The 16,964-nt window shown below is 45.2% G+C and carries 19 protein-coding genes; 8 read left to right on the forward strand and 11 right to left on the reverse strand.

Annotated elements, in window-relative coordinates; genetic code table 11:
• Positions 1 to 67 precede the first annotated feature (67 nt).
• The gene (gene coaBC / locus QTA56_RS14135; protein WP_267981650.1) at positions 68 to 1,324 is read left to right on the forward strand and encodes a bifunctional phosphopantothenoylcysteine decarboxylase/phosphopantothenate--cysteine ligase CoaBC; all 1,257 of its coding nucleotides are present in this window, start codon (positions 68 to 70) and stop codon (positions 1,322 to 1,324) included.
• Positions 1,325 to 1,345: 21 nt separating this feature from the next.
• On the opposite strand, the gene QTA56_RS14140 is transcribed toward coaBC, so the two are convergent.
• A complete protein-coding gene (locus tag QTA56_RS14140) occupies positions 1,346 to 1,837 on the reverse strand; it encodes a phospholipase C/P1 nuclease family protein (RefSeq protein WP_267981651.1) in 492 nt (163 codons plus the stop codon).
• Positions 1,838 to 1,982: 145 nt separating this feature from the next.
• Between QTA56_RS14140 and QTA56_RS14145 the strand changes: the two genes are divergently transcribed.
• Both QTA56_RS14145 and QTA56_RS14150 read left to right on the forward strand, forming a co-directional pair.
• Positions 1,983 to 2,822 carry a bifunctional transcriptional activator/DNA repair enzyme AdaA gene (locus QTA56_RS14145; protein ID WP_267981652.1) on the forward strand — a complete coding sequence of 280 codons (840 nt, stop codon included), beginning with the start codon at positions 1,983 to 1,985 and terminating at the stop codon, positions 2,820 to 2,822.
• Positions 2,809 to 3,417, forward strand: coding sequence for an alpha-ketoglutarate-dependent dioxygenase AlkB family protein (locus QTA56_RS14150; protein ID WP_267981653.1), 609 nt, complete (start codon positions 2,809 to 2,811; stop codon positions 3,415 to 3,417). The genes QTA56_RS14145 and QTA56_RS14150 overlap by 14 nt, the downstream gene beginning before the upstream one ends.
• Before the next feature lie 14 nt (positions 3,418 to 3,431).
• Here the strand turns inward: QTA56_RS14150 and QTA56_RS14155 are convergent, their stop codons facing one another.
• From QTA56_RS14155 to rsgA, 5 genes are all read right to left on the reverse strand, one after another.
• On the reverse strand, positions 3,432 to 3,920 hold the full coding sequence (locus QTA56_RS14155; protein ID WP_267981654.1) for a hypothetical protein: 489 nt from the start codon (positions 3,918 to 3,920) through the stop codon (positions 3,432 to 3,434).
• Between the two features lie 90 nt (positions 3,921 to 4,010).
• Positions 4,011 to 4,469, reverse strand: a complete 459-nt coding sequence (gene secB, locus QTA56_RS14160) for a protein-export chaperone SecB (protein ID WP_004678443.1) — start codon at positions 4,467 to 4,469, stop codon at positions 4,011 to 4,013.
• Between the two features lie 27 nt (positions 4,470 to 4,496).
• Positions 4,497 to 4,757, reverse strand: coding sequence for a glutaredoxin 3 (grxC, locus tag QTA56_RS14165; protein ID WP_004681801.1), 261 nt, complete (start codon positions 4,755 to 4,757; stop codon positions 4,497 to 4,499).
• A gap of 11 nt (positions 4,758 to 4,768) precedes the next feature.
• Positions 4,769 to 5,185, reverse strand: a complete 417-nt coding sequence (locus QTA56_RS14170; RefSeq protein ID WP_267981655.1) for a rhodanese-like domain-containing protein — start codon at positions 5,183 to 5,185, stop codon at positions 4,769 to 4,771.
• A gap of 94 nt (positions 5,186 to 5,279) precedes the next feature.
• Positions 5,280 to 6,338: a ribosome small subunit-dependent GTPase A gene (rsgA, locus tag QTA56_RS14175; RefSeq protein ID WP_267981656.1), complete on the reverse strand. Its 1,059-nt coding sequence runs from the start codon at positions 6,336 to 6,338 to the stop codon at positions 5,280 to 5,282.
• 124 nt (positions 6,339 to 6,462) lie between these two features.
• On the opposite strand from rsgA, the gene orn reads away from it, so the two are divergent.
• The 4 genes from orn (at position 6,463) to QTA56_RS14195 (ending at position 9,461) form a co-directional block, all read left to right on the forward strand.
• Positions 6,463 to 7,017 (forward strand): oligoribonuclease, encoded by a 555-nt coding sequence (gene orn / locus QTA56_RS14180; protein WP_267981657.1) that lies wholly within the window; start codon positions 6,463 to 6,465, stop codon positions 7,015 to 7,017.
• 106 nt (positions 7,018 to 7,123) lie between these two features.
• Positions 7,124 to 7,858, forward strand: coding sequence for a Bax inhibitor-1/YccA family protein (locus tag QTA56_RS14185; RefSeq protein ID WP_267981658.1), 735 nt, complete (start codon positions 7,124 to 7,126; stop codon positions 7,856 to 7,858).
• Between the two features lie 142 nt (positions 7,859 to 8,000).
• Positions 8,001 to 8,804 carry an enoyl-ACP reductase FabI gene (locus QTA56_RS14190; protein ID WP_267981659.1) on the forward strand — a complete coding sequence of 268 codons (804 nt, stop codon included), beginning with the start codon at positions 8,001 to 8,003 and terminating at the stop codon, positions 8,802 to 8,804.
• A gap of 222 nt (positions 8,805 to 9,026) precedes the next feature.
• The gene (locus tag QTA56_RS14195) at positions 9,027 to 9,461 is read left to right on the forward strand and encodes a hypothetical protein (RefSeq protein WP_267981660.1); all 435 of its coding nucleotides are present in this window, start codon (positions 9,027 to 9,029) and stop codon (positions 9,459 to 9,461) included.
• A gap of 4 nt (positions 9,462 to 9,465) precedes the next feature.
• Here the strand turns inward: QTA56_RS14195 and QTA56_RS14200 are convergent, their stop codons facing one another.
• From QTA56_RS14200 to QTA56_RS14215, 4 genes are all read right to left on the reverse strand, one after another.
• Entirely contained in the window at positions 9,466 to 10,866 is a 1,401-nt protein-coding gene (locus QTA56_RS14200) for an efflux transporter outer membrane subunit (protein ID WP_267981661.1), read from the reverse strand.
• Positions 10,867 to 10,877: 11 nt separating this feature from the next.
• Complete coding sequence (locus tag QTA56_RS14205; RefSeq protein WP_267981662.1) at positions 10,878 to 12,869, reverse strand: MacB family efflux pump subunit; 1,992 nt, start codon at positions 12,867 to 12,869, stop codon at positions 10,878 to 10,880.
• 1 nt (position 12,870) lies between these two features.
• Complete coding sequence (locus tag QTA56_RS14210) at positions 12,871 to 14,208, reverse strand: MacA family efflux pump subunit (RefSeq protein ID WP_267981663.1); 1,338 nt, start codon at positions 14,206 to 14,208, stop codon at positions 12,871 to 12,873.
• Between the two features lie 108 nt (positions 14,209 to 14,316).
• The gene (locus QTA56_RS14215) at positions 14,317 to 15,144 is read right to left on the reverse strand and encodes an SIR2 family NAD-dependent protein deacylase (RefSeq protein ID WP_267981664.1); all 828 of its coding nucleotides are present in this window, start codon (positions 15,142 to 15,144) and stop codon (positions 14,317 to 14,319) included.
• A 374-nt stretch (positions 15,145 to 15,518) separates the two neighbouring features.
• On the opposite strand from QTA56_RS14215, the gene QTA56_RS14220 reads away from it, so the two are divergent.
• Positions 15,519 to 15,968: a bacteriohemerythrin gene (locus tag QTA56_RS14220; RefSeq protein ID WP_267981665.1), complete on the forward strand. Its 450-nt coding sequence runs from the start codon at positions 15,519 to 15,521 to the stop codon at positions 15,966 to 15,968.
• An 8-nt stretch (positions 15,969 to 15,976) separates the two neighbouring features.
• On the opposite strand, the gene holA is transcribed toward QTA56_RS14220, so the two are convergent.
• Positions 15,977 to 16,963: a DNA polymerase III subunit delta gene (gene holA / locus QTA56_RS14225; RefSeq protein ID WP_267981666.1), complete on the reverse strand. Its 987-nt coding sequence runs from the start codon at positions 16,961 to 16,963 to the stop codon at positions 15,977 to 15,979.
• Position 16,964 lies beyond the last annotated feature (1 nt).

The raw sequence follows: 16,964 nt of genomic DNA on the forward strand, positions 1-16,964 counted from the left end.
CATGGCTTGGGTATGACCGTATTTAATGCTATTGTGAGCGCCACTGCAACAGCAAGGTATCCTGTTTGTGAGCTTCGATCTTAGTGTTATTCCTCATAAAAACATTATATTGGCGGTTACGGGCGGCATTGCTGCTTATAAAAGTGCCATTCTGGTTCGTCGTTTAAAAGATTATGGCTTTGATGTCCGTGTGGTGATGACACAGGGCGCGCAGGCTTTTATTACCCCGCTCACTTTTCAGGCCCTTTCAGGTAATTCAGTCCATACTGAACTGCTTGACCCAGAAGCCGAAGCAGGCATGGGGCATATTGAACTGGCACGCTGGGCAGATTTGATTCTGGTTGCGCCTGCAAGCTGTGACAGCATTGCCAAGTTTGCCAATGGCTTGGCGGATGATTTGCTGAGTACCCTATATTTAGCCACCAAAGCACCAGTTTGGGTTGCGCCTGCCATGAACCAGCAAATGTGGGCAGCTAAAGCGACACAACGCAATTTACAAACACTGGTTGAAGACGGTGTGCATGTGATTATGCCTGATGCGGGTGAGCAGGCATGTGGTGATGTTGGGTTAGGGCGTATGCCTGAACCTGAAGACTTGGCGCGTCAGGTGGCGGCCTATTTCCATAAAGCCCAGCGTGCCATTGCAGAAAAGTTTGGTTTATTGGCGGGTAAGCGCGTCACCATTACCGCTGGTCCAACCCGTGAGGCGATTGACCCTGTACGTTACATTTCCAACCACAGCACTGGAAAAATGGGCTTTGCCTTGGCGGCAGCCTGTTATGCCGCAGGGGCAAAAGTGACTCTGGTGGCAGGGCCTGTAAGTCTGGATACTCCAAATGGTGTGCAACGCATCAATGTCAGTTCAGCCATGCAAATGCTGGATGTCAGTATGAACCAGTTGCAACAGGGTTGTGATATCTTTATTGCGACAGCTGCGGTGGCAGACTACCGTGTGGCACAGGTTGCGGAGCATAAAATCAAGAAAGCAGGGGATGAGCTTGCGGTATCCTTGGTGAAAAATCCTGATATTGTGGCGACCATTGCCCAGCAACAGCAGCGTCCATTTATGGTCGGTTTTGCCGCTGAAACCCAGAATGTTGAAGAATATGCTGCAGGTAAACTGGTGGCGAAAAAGCTGGATATGATCGCCTGTAATGATGTGTCGCGCCCCGATATTGGCTTTGCATCTGATGAAAATGCCATGACAGTGTTCTTTGCCCAGTCTTATCACATGAATAAGCGTGAACTGGAAAAAGCCTCGAAACAGGAAATCTCGCAGCAATTGGTTGAGTCTATTGCCGATGCATTACGTCGCCGTTTATAAAAAATCTGGGAGGGCGTTGGTTTACGTCCTCTTATCTTTAAATTTGAGCTGATATAAGTAAATGGTTGTGCCAATAAATGCCATAAAAATGCAGCTATAAAAAAGAGCAGAATAAGAAATTAAATTCGATAAAGGATTTTTCAAAATCCATGGATAAAAGAAATACACATCATGATGCATAAAAGCATCCAGTAAAATATGACTATAACTTCCAATAAAGGCACTGATTGCGGCTGTTTGCCATGAAATTCTCCAATCCCTATATTTTAGGATGAATCGTAACCCCCATTCACTGATGGGTTTGCCGATCACAAAAGCCAGACAGCCAATTAAGCTTGCACCCAATAGATTGTGCGTGATGATATGTAAATATTGCCAACCATAGATCATGCCAAATAGCGGTTCCAAATCCATCAGGATTTGTGTACCAGCGAAAATCATAAAGCTAAAACGTTGTGGTGCGATGGCTTTACAGCAGGCACCCACACCCAAATGTAAGGGGGTAAACGGCATAATTGATGCTCTTGTTGTTTTAAGTGATTTTTAGATATTTGCCATCATAAATGAGGATGTTGATAAATGAATAGCATCTTTCGGATTTTCTTGGCGCAGGAAGCTTGTTAGTGTGGAGAGACAGCAGTAATTAGAGGATAGAGAAATGCAACAGCAGCGTACTTATGATCGTATTGCTCAAGCGATTGCCTATATCCAGCAAAATTTTCAGCAGCAGCCACAACTGGATGAGGTTGCTGCACACATTCATCTCAGTCCAGCGCATTTTCAGCGTTTATTCACTGAATGGGTAGGAACCAGTCCAAAAAAATTCCTACAATATACCAGCGTTGAATATGCCAAAAGTATTTTAAAGCAACAGGGCAGTGTGTTGGATGCGACCTTTGAGACAGGACTTTCCAGTACCAGTCGTTTGCATGACCTGTTTATCCAGATTGAGGGGATGACCCCAGCCGAATATAAACAGGGTGGACAACATTTAGCGATTCATTATTCCTTTGCTGAAACCTTGTTTGGTGAGGTGCTGGTTGCCTCAACTTACAAAGGCATCTGCGCATTAAGCTTTGTGGAAGATCAGGTGGAAGCATTGCAACAATTGAAATCACAGTTTCCTAAGGCTCAGTTTGTTGAGCAGATAGATGAATTTCAGACTAATGCACTGGCTTTCTTCCAGAAAGATTGGGCGCAATTGCCTGAAATTAAGTTGCATCTAAAAGGAACCGATTTTCAACTGAAAGTCTGGCAAAGCCTGCTTCGGATTCCGATGGGACAGCTTTCCACCTATGGGCAGATTGCCCAAAATATAGACCATGCGAAGGCAGCCCGTGCGGTGGGCACAGCGATTGGCAGTAATCCTGTGGCTTTCCTGATCCCATGTCATCGGGTGATTCAGTCCACTGGCATCTTGGGTGGCTATGAATGGGGAACCTTAAGGAAAACAGCGATGATTGGCTGGGAGGGAGCACAGACACATGCAACTGTTTGATATTGAGGCTGACCCAAAGTATAACCATTTACCCTATGATGGAACGGTGCAGTATTATGGCAAAGTCATGCAGGAGCTGGACGCTGATGATTATTTTGAAAAGTTGATGCAAAACATTGCTTGGGAAAATGATCAGGCTATTATCTTTGGTCGGCAGATTACCACCAAAAGAAAAGTGGCATGGTATGGCGATCAGGGGTATGAATATACCTACTCAAATGTCAACAGATACGCCTTGCCTTGGACGGTTGAACTGCTTGAGTTAAGGCAACGGGTGGAGCAGTTGACAGGTGAGCGCTTTAATTCATGTCTACTGAATCTTTACCATACAGGTGAGGAGGGAATGGCCTGGCACAGTGATGATGAAACCGACTTAAAGAAAAATGGCGCGATTGCATCACTCAGCTTTGGTGCGGAACGGAAATTTGCCTTTAAACATAAACAAAGCAAGGAAAAGGTGGAGCTGTATCTGGAACATGGCAGTCTACTGGTGATGAAAGACACCACACAAAGCCACTGGCTGCACCGTTTGCCACCCACCAAGAAAGTGTCGACTGCCCGTATCAACCTGACGTTTAGAACGATTGTTGAGTAGCCTCATCAGTATCCTTAAACATAGTGATAAAGCTCAACGTCAGTAAAAGTCTGGTTAAATGCCTCGATCAGGCGATTAATTTGTTCAGCCTGATCTGGCACCAGCATCCAGTAAGGGTTCTCATTCGAAATTAATAACAGGGCTAGCCCATGTTGTTCTGCAACCGCATAGATGTTGTCAAAGAGGATGGCATAGATATGTTCTGTAACATCAGGCTCATCTTGAGCATCTGAGTCTGAATTATCATCTTCAGCAAAAAGTTGTTCTATTTCCTCCTCAATACGGTTGTTCAACTGTTCAATATCCACCTTGGCCTGTTGTAGTTGGTGGCATTCATCTGTGCCATTGTCATAATATTGTTCTAATTCGACATATTGGATGTTTGAGTATTGGCTATTAACCCAGTCAATAAATTGATGAAAATCATGTAGCTCATGAGGGACAGGGCTTATGGTAAGCTCAGGAAATACCTGCTGGCAAAGGGTATATAGTACTGTGGACATTATTTGTTCTCATTTTATCTTATCCATATCGTTCTCATTATAAAATAAAAAACCACAGCAGGTACTGTGGTTTTTAGCGCGCTTAAAGTGTTATGCCTGACCTTGGGCATCACCTTCAGCTTGTAGACGCTGCATATTGGCTTCAAATTCAGCATCAAAGTTAATTGGGGTAAGCAACAATTGTGGGAAGCTACCCTTGGTCACTAGATCATTCACTGCTTCACGCAAGAACGGGAACAGGATATTCGGGCAGTAAGCACCCAGAATGTACGGAAGACGATCTTCCTCCACGCCATCAACCAGGAAAATCCCTGACTGGGTCACATCAACAATGAATGCGGTCTCACCTTCATTGGTGGCCTGAACCACAACTTTTAAAGAAACTTCATAATGGTTTGGATCAATCTTTTCTGCCGCAGAAGATAAATTGATGTTGAGTTCAGGCTGCCACTGCTTGGTAAATACCTGTGCCCCTGGAACTTCAAAAGAAATATCTTTAGTGTAAATACGTTCTAACGCGAGTTGTGGTTGAACTTGTTCTTCGCTCATTGTTTTTCCTTAAATCGTGGAGTGTTGTTAAGCTAATAATTGGTCGAGTTTCCCTTCACGCTCTAAGGCATAAAGTTGGTCAAAACCACCGATAAACTGGTCTTTGATAAAAATTTGAGGCACGGTACGGTGATTGGTACGTTGCATTAACTCAATACGAACTTCAGGCGCCTCATTGGAAAGGTTAATTTCCTTATAGGCAACACCCTTACGCTCAAGGAGCTGTTTTGCCCTCACACAATATGGGCAAGAAAGCGTTGAATAAATGGTGACGTTTGTATCGGTCATTTTATTTCTCCTTAAGCTTTGGTTTTGCTTTTAACTAAGGGTAAGCCCTGGGCTTTCCAATTGCTGACACCACCATCTAGACGGTAGCTGTCGGCATGGCCGACTTTCTGCAATGCGGAGCCTGCAACTTGCCCCAGGTTGCAAATAAACACCAATGGACGGTCACTTGCTTTTAATTCATCAACATGACTTGTGATTTGGCTGTATGGAATGTTGCGGCTGCCACTGATGTGGCCATCACGGAAATCCTTACCATCCCGTAGATCAATCAGCATGGCATTTTTTGCCTTGACCAAAATACCGAGTGATTGTGGTGAAATTTTACGACCATTGCGCTGACCCTCTAAAATGAAGAACAGCACGATGAGCACGCCGAGCGTACCAAACAAAAAGGGGTGGTTCCCCATAAACTCTAACCAGCGTTCCACAAGTCACCTAAAGTTAAAATCAAAATTGACCCTGAGTATAACTTATCTCTATGGTGATCAAAAATGTTAGTTCAAGGGCAAAAAACCAAGAAAACTAACTTTTTTGCTGGGCTTCCTGAATTTCATCCATTAGGCGTAGATAGCTGTCCAAACGTCTTGGTAAAATCTCGCCTGCATCAACTGCCTGTTTTAAGGCACAATTTTTCTCATGGCTATGGGTGCAGTTACGGAACTGACAATGGCCCAAATGGGTTTCAATCTCAGGAAAACCTGTTCGTACCTTTTCCAGACTCAAATGCCACAGCCCAAATTCACGGATTCCTGGAGAGTCAATCAGTGCGCCGTTTGTTCCAAATTTAATCAAACGGGTTGAGGTGGTGGTGTGTTGTCCCAGTGCCGAGTTTTCGGAAATGACATTGGTCTTCTGTGCCGCATCTGGAACAATGGTATTAATCAGTGAGCTTTTACCCACCCCAGACTGCCCAACGAACGCAACGGTTTCATTGTCTATTCGTGCGGAAAGTGTGGATAAGTCACCTTTTGCATGACAGATCAGGGTTTCATAGCCTAGGGCTTCATATTCACTGAGCATGGTCAGGATTGGGTCATTTTCAGTGAGCAAGTCTGATTTGTTCAATACCAGCAAGGCGGGAATGTTGGCATCGGCACAGGCGACCAGATAACGGTCAATCAGTGTTGGTGCAGGTTCTGGCAGTGGCGCGAACACAATCACAATCAGGCTGATATTGGCGGCAACAGGTTTTACCTTGTGGTAGCGGTCTGGACGGGTCAATAACGACTTTCTTGGATAAATCGCGGTGATAATCCCCAAACCTGTATTGGGGTCGGCCTGCCATTTGACCCGATCACCTGTCACCAGCAACTCTAGGTTGGTACGGGTATGACAGCGCCAAATACTGTCCAGTTCAATCGGTTTCCAGAATGGTTCAGGTTCGCCCTCTGCCACCTGCGGTTTTTCAGGGTGCTGTTCAGGTACGGACAGGGCTTGTACTTCGAGTTGACGGCCATAATGCTGAACAACCAGCCCATCTAAATCCTGCGACGTGTCAATATCATCCTGACGCGATTTATGCTGTTTTTCAATACGGCGCTGCTGTTGCTCGGTTAAACGACGCTTACGAATTAAAGCCATTCATATCCCAGAAAATCCACATGTTGAAGACCGCAAAAATAGCATGAAGCCGCTATGGAATTACAGCCAAGATGTAATTAATTTGCTACTATTGATGTTTTTAAGCACTTTAGAATCAGCATCCATGAGCAGTACCCCTGATACACGATTAATCTGGATTGACCTGGAAATGACAGGCCTTGATACCGATAACGACAAGATCATTGAAATCGCAACAATTATTACCGATGACTATTTAAACATTTTAGCTGAGGGACCTGTTTTAGCGGTACATCAATCTGACCTGATCCTGAACGCAATGGATGAATGGAATACCAAGCAGCATGGACAGTCGGGACTGATTGAACGGGTGCGCCGCAGTAAACTCACCGCTCAGGATGTAGAACAGCAAACACTTGAATTCCTGAAAAAATGGGTCAATCCAAAATCTTCACCAATGTGTGGGAACTCGATTTGTCAGGATCGCCGTTTCCTGCATCGTTTAATGCCTGAACTGGAACAATTTTTTCATTACCGCAATCTGGACGTATCTTCAGTCAAGGAACTGGCGAAGCGCTGGAGACCTGAAATCATGAGCGGTCTCAAGAAAAATGCCTCGCACTTGGCAATGGATGACATTCGTGATTCGATTGCTGAGCTGAAATATTACCGTGAATACTTTTTTATTATGAATAAATAAATTAAGGGGCATAAGCCCCTTTTTTTATGTGAATAAAATATTTGGGCCTGATCAAAAAATCGCTTAAACTCGGTTTTTTATTGCTAACTATAAAAAGAGAGTGTACATGCAAAGTAATAATCCTATTTTAACTCGGGTGGAAACCTACAGTGATTTGGCTGAGCCAATGAGCATTCAGGGGGCAATTCAGAAGTCAATTCTTTTAACCGTGATTGCCGCCGTTTTAGGTATCGCATTGTTTTTCTATTGTGCCATCACTGCAAACCTGTCCATTGCCTATGCGGCTGCGATTGTCGGGGCTGTGGGCAGTTTTATCCTGGCCTTGATCACTACATTTAAATCCAATACTGCACCCGCCTTGGCGATTCCTTATGCCTTGTTTGAGGGAGCTTTCTTGGGTGGCATCTCCTTTATTTTCCAGTTGAAATTCCCAGGTGTCCCTTTACAGGCATTGCTGGCTACTTTTGTGACCACACTGGTGTTATTTGGGCTGTATAAATTCCAGATCATCCGTGCCACCGAAAAATTCAAGGCAATTGTGATTTCAGCGACAATTGCGATTGCGCTGGTTTTTGTGGTGCAGATCATTCTACGTTTGGCATTTGGTTCAAGCATTCCTTATATTTTTGAAAGCAACTGGTTGGGCATTGGTTTTGCTGCCTTTGTTGCGGTGATTGCCTCACTGAATCTGATTCTTGATTTTGACCTAATCGAGAGTGCCGCGGCACAGCGTGCGCCTAAAGCGTTTGAATGGGTCTGTGGCATCGCCTTACTGGCGACGCTTGTGTGGATGTACTATTCATTTATGCGTTTGTTAAGCCTGATTCAAGGTGATGATTAAGCCCAAACATGGTTAAACCTAAAAATCGCCGTCAGTTGACGGCGATTTTTTTATGCAACAATGTAAAAAAGATGGATTATGCAATTCCGAAATCGCTGGAATATTGGCATCATGTGGTGAAAATTTTTCGAGTGAGAATAAGATGTCACAAGGACTTTTAGCTGGTAAACGTTTTTTAATTGCAGGGATTGCAAGCAAACTCTCCATTGCTTATGGCATCGCGGCTGCCTTGCACCGTGAGGGGGCTGAACTGGCGTTTACCTATCCAAATGAAAAACTGAAAAAACGTGTTGATGAGTTTGCGGCACAGTTTGGTTCAAATCTGGTTTTTCCTTGTGATGTTGCGGTTGATGCCGAAATTGACAATGCCTTTGTTGAGTTGGCAAAACACTGGGATGGTCTTGATGGTGTGGTTCACTCCATTGGTTTTGCGCCTGCTGAAACCCTAGATGGTGACTTTACCGATGTGACCAGCCGTGACGGTTTTAAAATTGCCCATGACATCAGTGCCTACAGTTTCGTAGCCATGGCACGTGCTGCCAAGCCGCTGTTACTTGCCCGTCAAGGCTGTTTATTGACCCTAACTTATCAGGGTTCAGAGCGTGTTTTACCAAATTATAATGTAATGGGTATGGCGAAAGCCTCACTGGAAGCGGGTGTGCGCTATCTGGCTTCGAGTTTGGGTGCCGAGGGGATCCGCGTGAATGCAATTTCTGCTGGCCCAATCCGTACGCTGGCGGCTTCAGGTATTAAGTCATTCCGTAAAATGCTGGATGCCAATGCCAAGATTGCGCCGTTAAAACGTAATGTCACCATTGAGGAAGTGGGCAATGCTGCATTGTTCCTATGCTCGCCGTGGGCGGCAGGCATTACAGGTGAAATCCTTTATGTGGATGCGGGCTTTAACACTGTGGCAATGAGTCCTGATTTGTTTGAGAGTGAGTGATAAGTTATCTCAAGGATTTAAAATAAGGCTACTGTTTTCCAGTAGCCTTATTTTTTCAGGGTTTGAACTTCAGTTAAATAATAAAAATATTTGTTGGTCTTTCAATGGGTTTTGTGATATTTAGGTCGGGTTTTTATATCCTGCCAAGATCATCATGTCTGGATATATGTAGTTATTAAAACATATGGGTTTTTATTCATTTTCTGGGGTTGTAAATAAAACATGAAGAAAGTTTTAGTTGTTTGGGGAATCACTATTTTATTTTCACTGCAAGGCTGTGCCGCCGTGATGGCAAGTAAACAGCCGAGTCAAAAGAATCTGGCGGTTCTTGACGTTGGCAAACCTCGCAGTGGTGTCGTGGCCGAATTGGGTGCTCCCGTTATTTCTGAGACTAAAGAGGGTGAGCGTAAAGAAATCTATACGTTCCAGCAAGGCTATCCAAAGTGGGCAAAGGTTAGTCGTACTTTTTGGCATAGTGCCGCAGATGTTGCCACTTTAGGACTGTGGGAAGTGATTGGTTCACCAACTGAAGTGTATTTCAGTGGTCAGCAATTATCCTATGAGGTTGTGTTTGATGATCAGGATAAGGTCAAACATACTCAACTTATTAAAGAAACTGCTGACACTGAATCCGTAATACCTAAAACAGGGTCTTAGCCACTTATGGTGCAGGCAATTCTTTTACAGGACTGCCACCCAACGCCTGCATCAGGGTCACATAAGCATTGTATTGACTCTGCTTGGTTTCAACCAGACTGAGTCGTGCATTGCGTGTGGTTTCCTGCGCGTCCAGCAGATTTTTTAAGGCAATCGCACCGTTACGGTAACGCACTTCGGTAAGACGTTCGGTCTTATCAGCCAGTTCAACATTGCGTTGTTGCAACTGTACTTGCTGGTCTAACTGAATCCGATTCGATAAAGCATTTTCAACATCGGCAAAAGCCTGATACAAGGTTTGGCGATATTGGGTAATGGCTTTTTCATACTCAAGCTCGCTGATCGCAATATCCTTTTTCATATCGTTATATTGCAGGAAAGGCAGGCTTAGGCTTGCTCCCAAGGTCAAGGCAGGATTCTTTAACAGTTGGGTTAAAGAGGTGCTGGAAGTACCCAGATTACCTGTCAAATTAATAGAGGGATAATAGCTGGCCTGAGTCGCATCCTTATTGGCAAGGGTCTTGCGTAAGCGCAGTTCAGAAGCCTGTAAATCTGGACGGCGGGACAAGATTTCCGCAGGCAAACTCACCGCAATATTTGGCAAGGCATTGCGTGGTAATTGTGAGGGTTCCTGAATATTCAACTGTTGCACTGGCTCATGCAGTAAAACGGCAAGGGCAGTGCGCGTTTCCACGCGTTGCTGCTCGATTTGGCTGAGGCTGGCTTTCTGGCTTTGTACCGATTGCTCTGCCTGAGTCAAGTCCAGACCTGAAACGGCACCAGCCTTATATTGTGACTGTACCAGCGCATAGACTTTCTGTGTTGCCGCCAAATTTTGCTGCACAGTTTGATAGCGTTCATTCAGATAGCCCAGTTGCCAATACAGTTTTGCAGTTGTACCGACCAGACTTTGTGCCGTGGCCTGTAAATCCTGTTCACTGGCTAAGGCTTCCCAGCGACTGGCTTCGGTCTGGTTGGCGAGTTTGCCGAATAAGTCCAGTTCATAACTGACACCAACACTTGCTGATAAACCACGGTCACTTCCATCTCCAGAGCGTAGGTCATAGTTATGGCCTGTTGACACACTGGAACTGGTACGAATGCCTTGTCTGTTTTCAGCCAGACCTGCCTGTAAACGGGCCTGTTTCAGGGTCATTCCAGCTACGGTGAGATCACTATTTTTTGCCAGTACCTGATCAACTAGTTGATTAAGCTGAGCATCATTAAATAATGTCCACCATTGATCAGTCAGGTTCACATTTTTGTTTTTTTGTGTATCGTACTGGAACTGTTGTGGGACTTGGGAGGTAGGGGCGTTATATGGTGTTTTTACCACAGCAGAACAACCCGCCAGAGAACCTGTGAGTAGCAGCGCAAGTCCTAATTTTGTAAATTGAAAAGACATACTCGAATTCCTTATTCTCTCGCTAAAGCAGCAACTGGGTCGAGTTGTGCCGCATTTCGTGCTGGCAAGAAGCCAAATACAATACCGATCAAGCTTGAACAGACAAAAGCCGCCACAATAGAGGTGGTTGAATAACTCATTTCGATCACGCCCTTGGCGAAGTGACCAATGATTTGCCCAATGCCAAGAGAAAGCAGTACGCCCAGCACACCACCGAGCAAACACACCAGAATCGCTTCAATCAGGAATTGTTGCAGAATATCGCTTTGCCGTGCGCCTACCGCCATACGTACCCCGATTTCCTGAGTACGTTCAGTGACAGACACCAGCATAATGTTCATCACGCCAATACCACCGACCACAAGGGAAATCACCGCAATCGCTGAAATCAGCAGGGTCATGGTGGCGGTGGTTTGCTGAATGGTTTCACGAATACTGTCCGAGTTTTGGGTAAACACATCCTGCGCGCCGTGACGTTGTTCCAGCAAGGTCAGAATGGCATTTTCAGCAGCGCTGCTTGGATATTCATCCTTAATTCGCACGATAATGCTACGTACATTGGACTGACCCAACATACGGCTCATCACGGTGGAGTAGGGCAGATAGACATTCAGGCTGTCAGAATTGCCCATAAAACCCTGCTGTGCATCAATCACACCAATGATTCGGCTTGGAACGCTGCCCAACAGTAGCACTTGACCGACGGGATTGGTGCCATCGGCAAAGAACGTTTTTTCGGTATTGGTATCAATCACCACATCCTGCGCACGTTGGGTCACGCTGTCCTTGTCAAAAGGCTGACCAGATTTAAAGGTCATGCCACGCACATAGAAGAAGTCGGCACTGACACCATTTACCGTTGCTGAAGCTTCAGTATCTTTATAACGCAAGGTGACACTGGTATTGGCAGAGGGACTGACTCCATCCACATAAGGCTGTTCCGCCAGCGCATCGGCATCGGCAGGCACGAGGGTTTTCACCTGTGAGGCCCGTGAATTGTCACCAAAGCCACGTCCCTGATATACGGTAATGGTATTGGTACCGAGACTACTGATATTTTCCAGAATCTGCTTTTGCGAACCATTACCCAGTGCCACCACTGAAACTACCGAGGCAATCCCGATAATAATCCCGAGCATGGTTAAAAAGGTACGCATGCGGTGAGCATTCATGGCGAGTAGCGCCATGCGGAACGCTTCACCTAAACGGTCAAAGAAAGAACGCCAGGCTGAGGTTTTCTTTTGTGGCGTACGTTGCAGGGTTTGGTGTTCCAGATCATGATCGTTGTGTTCAGGTGTATTGGCACGGTCTGAAATGATATTACCGTCACTGATTTCAATAATACGGGTCGCATTCTTGGCGACATTCAGATCGTGCGTCACCAGAATAATGGTGTGACCCTTGGCATTCAGTTCACGCAAAATGCGCATGACCTCAATACCACTATTTTTATCCAGTGCACCTGTGGGTTCATCGGCAAGAATGACATCACCGCCATTCATCAAGGCACGGGCAATGGAGACACGTTGTTGCTGACCACCTGAAAGCTGGCTAGGGCGGTGGTGTAGTCGTTCTTCCAGTCCCAGTTCAGACAGCAATTCAGCAGAACGCTCTTGGCGGAGATGGCTGTCTACACCCGCATAAATCGCGGGGACTTCAACATTGCCTGCGGCACTTAAATCACCCAGCAGATGATAACGCTGGAAAATAAAGCCAAAATATTCACGGCGTAGTTGTGCCAGCTCATCAGGCTCTAACTGGCGGGTTTCCCGACCATTGACCTGATAGCTGCCTGCAGTTGGTTTATCCAGACAACCCAGAATATTCATTAGGGTGGATTTACCAGAACCTGACTGACCGACGATGGCAACCAGCTCACCTGCATAAATCTTTAGATTGATGCCTTTGAGAATCTGAACAGTACCCTCACCTGCGGGAAACTCACGGGTGAGGTTGCTGACTTCAAGTAATGGCTGTGATGAATGTGTTTGATCTTGAGTCATATTACATTCTCATTGCACGTTGATTGCTACGTTTTGCCGCCTCATTTGAGCTATCAGTTGCATCGGCAATCACCACCTGATCACCCTGTTTTAAGCCTTTCAACACTTGTGCGGTAACACGGTTGTTCAGGCCAATCAGCACAGGTTGCGGCTGGGCTGTACCATCAGCCTGTAGTACCCGAACCATTGCCATTGAAGCCTTGCCTTGCGCAATCAGTGCCTTGTCATCCTCAGTTAAATCCAGACGTTTCGGACGCTGGGTTGTTTCAGCACCTGATTTTTTCGCCTGATCAGTGGACTTAGTGCCATTGGCTGAGCGGTCCTTACGGTTTGGACGCTGACTTTGGATTGCTGCCGCTGGAATGGTCAGTGCATTTTTTGCTTCAGCCAAAACAATGTAGACCTGTGCTGTCATATCAATACGTAGTTTGCCATCTTCATTGGGTACATCGAATAAAGCGTTGTAATACACTGCGGAAGTAGAGGTAGATGAACTGGTATTGCTGTTTTCAGTGTTAATGGAGTTTGGTGCTGGTTCAACCTGACGCAGTTTTGCATAATGCTTTTTATCGCTGTTGCCTAGGGTGGTGAAATAAACGGTTTGGCCCTGTTCAACTTTCATCACGTCCGCTTCTGAAATCTGTGCCTTGATGGTCATGGTATCCAGTTTTGCCAGTTTCACGATGGTCGGTGCCGTCTGGTTGGCATTTACCGTTTGGCCCTCTTCAGTGACAATCGCCACAATGGTTCCATCCATTGGTGCAACAATACTGGTATAACCCAGGTTTTCCTTTGTGGTTGCAAGACTCAAACGCGATTGTTCAATCTGCGCATTAATCGAGGCAATCTGGGCCTGTGCCGTTTTATAGTTTGCCAATGCCGCTTCAAGTTCAGCACGTGAGGTTGCATCCTGACTAAACATGGCCTGTTGACGTTTATATTCAGCTTCAACCTTGGCTAAGTTGGCCTGCTGTACTGCCAGTTGTGCCTGCTGGTTTTTAATGTTGGCTTCGGCGGTTTTAAGCTCATTCTCCTGACGAATCGAGTCAATCTGGGCAATCAACTGGCCCTGTTTAACCTGGTCGCCCAACTGCACATACATCTTTTTCACCTGACCTGAAACCTGCGCACCGACACTCACCATCTTGGTGGCCTCAAGCACACCTGTTGCCAGCACTGAATCTTCAATATCACCTTTGCTGACTTCGGCACTAATGTACTGAGGCGTTTGGGCCTTGGGTTTAAAGAACATCCATCCGAGTGCCGCAATGATGAGCACCCCGATCACGATGACGATGATTTTACGAGGCTGAAATTTTTTAGAACTTGTTTTTTGCATGGCCGCAGGTCAAAAATGAGAAACTGAAGCTAGTATAAAAGTGAAATGAGAAGAAAGCGTGGATATTTTTAATCTAGAATGAGAATTATTTGCTATTTTATGGAGGATTTATTCCATAAAAATCTGATAAATACTTTGTACCCCCATTTCAGCATTTGTTGCCAGAGCGATACCTCCCTTTGAGGGAAGTGCATGTTCACGTGGATTAATTCGAATAAGATTCGGTGCAAAACGTTCACTAAAATAACGTACGGTGGGAATGGCTGTGCCAGCGCCGATTTCAATGACCACAGATCGATGATGTCTTTTTATAAAAGCATCCAGACCTTGACCTTGTTGATAATGCCGATGGCTAATCCAGCCATAATCATCGAACATCAGGATATTGGGGCGTGCCAGATTTCCACAGGCGGCACATCGGGGTAGTTCGGCCAGCCATTGGCAATCCTGATGGTCAATCTGCGGTGCCAGCGCATCGGCTGGCCAGATCTCCTGATCACAGGGTTCAAGACACTGTAGATGGTGAATGGAGCCGTGACATTCATAAATTCGCTCTGGATCAAAACCTGCTTTCTGGAATTGCCCATCCACATTTGAGGTAAAAACAAAGTAGGGCAGCCGCAATTTTTCAGTCAACTGCTTTAATAGGCTAAAACCTTGATGGGGCGTGGTCTGTCGATAAAGTGCCAGGCGATGTCCATAAAATCCCCAGGCCAAACGCGGTTGCCGTCTAAACGCTGCTGGATTGGCAATTTCTGTAAAGTCGATACGTTGCTTACCCAGTTCAGGATAGGCCTGCCACATTCCCTGATTGCCGCGAAAGTCAGGTAGGCCTGAATCAACACCCATCCCAGCACCTGCGGAAATGATCAGGCTGTCCGCTTTGGAAAATAACCTTTGAATGTGTTTAATCTCTATTGGACTTAGCTGGTGCATGACAATCATCTTCCGCCTGTTGAATAAGCTGTATTCATTGTAGCCATGTACTGAATTGGGAGAAAGAAACATGGGGCTTTGGAAGATATTTTTAATTGTTTACCCACAGTCAGTTTGTTGGAAATAGATTTTATCTATACACTTATCTGAATAGTATAAGAATAATAATCTATAAAAAATTCAATGCCTTGTTCTTATTTTTTACGTTGAAGTACAGTTTTTAATAAAACCATAATTTTTTTATGGATTTAAGTTTTGAAAAATTGTAGAATTTAATTCCATATTTTTTATATGGATTTAATCCCAGAACAACCATATAAAAATATGTCAATAAATACAAGTGATTCACAGGAAATTTCACAGGGGAAAGGAAAATGGAATGGAAAGAAAGTTTTAATATTGGAATTGATGTGATTGATCATCAGCATCGCCAGATTTTGCAGTATATCAACACGCTAGAGGAAATCAGGGTAAGTGGTCAGCGTGACAAGATTCAGGAAGTGCTGGAAGACTTGATTGATTACACCCAGTCCCATTTTAGTTTTGAGGAAAACCTGCTGGCACAGGTCAACTATCAGTATTTACCCTCGCATAAGGGCATACATGACCTGTTTGTAAAAAGGCTCAACGAATACCGCCAGCGTTTTGAAAAGGGGGAGGCGGTGGAGAATGATTTATATCGGCTGCTTTCCAAATGGTTGATCAACCATATCCAGCATGATGATCAGGATTATGTGGATGCTGTGCGTGACAATATGATCAGGTATTTACGCTCGCAGGAACAGAAAAAAGAGAAAAGCTGGTTTGCGCGCTTATTTGACTAAAATTTAAATCATACAAACAGGCGGTTGCCACATAGCTCCCCAACTGCCTGTAACATCAGGTGTTCTGGATTCTCTTTGGACATGCCTTTAATGGCGGCATCAATACGCAGCAGTAAATCAGACCAGGTCAGAAACTGACGTGGATTTAAACGCCGTAATGCCTGTTGATATTGTGAAACTTTGGTGTTCCAGATACCAAGCTGTAGGGCATTGTGTGGTTGCTCAAACAACTGCATCAATAGACGCATTTCCTTGCTGAGTGTCCATAAAATCAGGCTGTCAGGCTCGCCAGCCGCAATCAGGTACTGATAAATCTTGACCGACTGTGCCAGGTTGCCTGCCAACAAGGCATCACTTAAATCATAAGTAGTATAACGGGATTGATCCTGTAAACAGGCATACAGCTGTTCAGTCTGAATTTGCTTAAGATCTGGAAAGGTGTCTGCAACACGCATCAGGCTGTTTTTTGCAGCCAGTAAATTATGTTCATGGTGCTGCATCAGCCATTGCCATGCATCATTGTTGAGTTGAATCCCCAGTTTTTCTGCCTCAATGCCTAAGATGCGTTGCCGATCCTGCGGGTAGGTGGCGGTGAGTGCAACCACCACGCCATTGGCTTCCACGGTCTGAAAAAAGGCTGTCTTTAAACTGCTGCTGTCCTGTTTAGGTAAAACAATCAGGAGTAAGTTGTGTTCATTGTGCTGGATATAATTTTTAAGCTGTCTTAGACCGTTTGCATCAGGCTTGATATTGCCATGCACTTCAATCGCAAGCTGTTGCGAAAATAATGACAGGCTATTCAGTGCATTAAAGACATTTTTCCAGTCATTCACGTTGCCAATATCGTAGCGTTGCCGCTCAACTTCCTGCTGCTGCCAGCTTTTGCGAAAGGCATCCAGCAGGTTTTGTTCAAGCAGGGGTTCCTGACCGTGCATAATCCATACGCCACGGGCTTCATGGACACGCTTTAGGGCTTGAACATAATCCAGCTTCATA

This window comes from Acinetobacter thutiue (assembly GCF_030385805.1).
In the GTDB taxonomy this organism is placed as follows: domain Bacteria; phylum Pseudomonadota; class Gammaproteobacteria; order Pseudomonadales; family Moraxellaceae; genus Acinetobacter; species Acinetobacter corruptisaponis.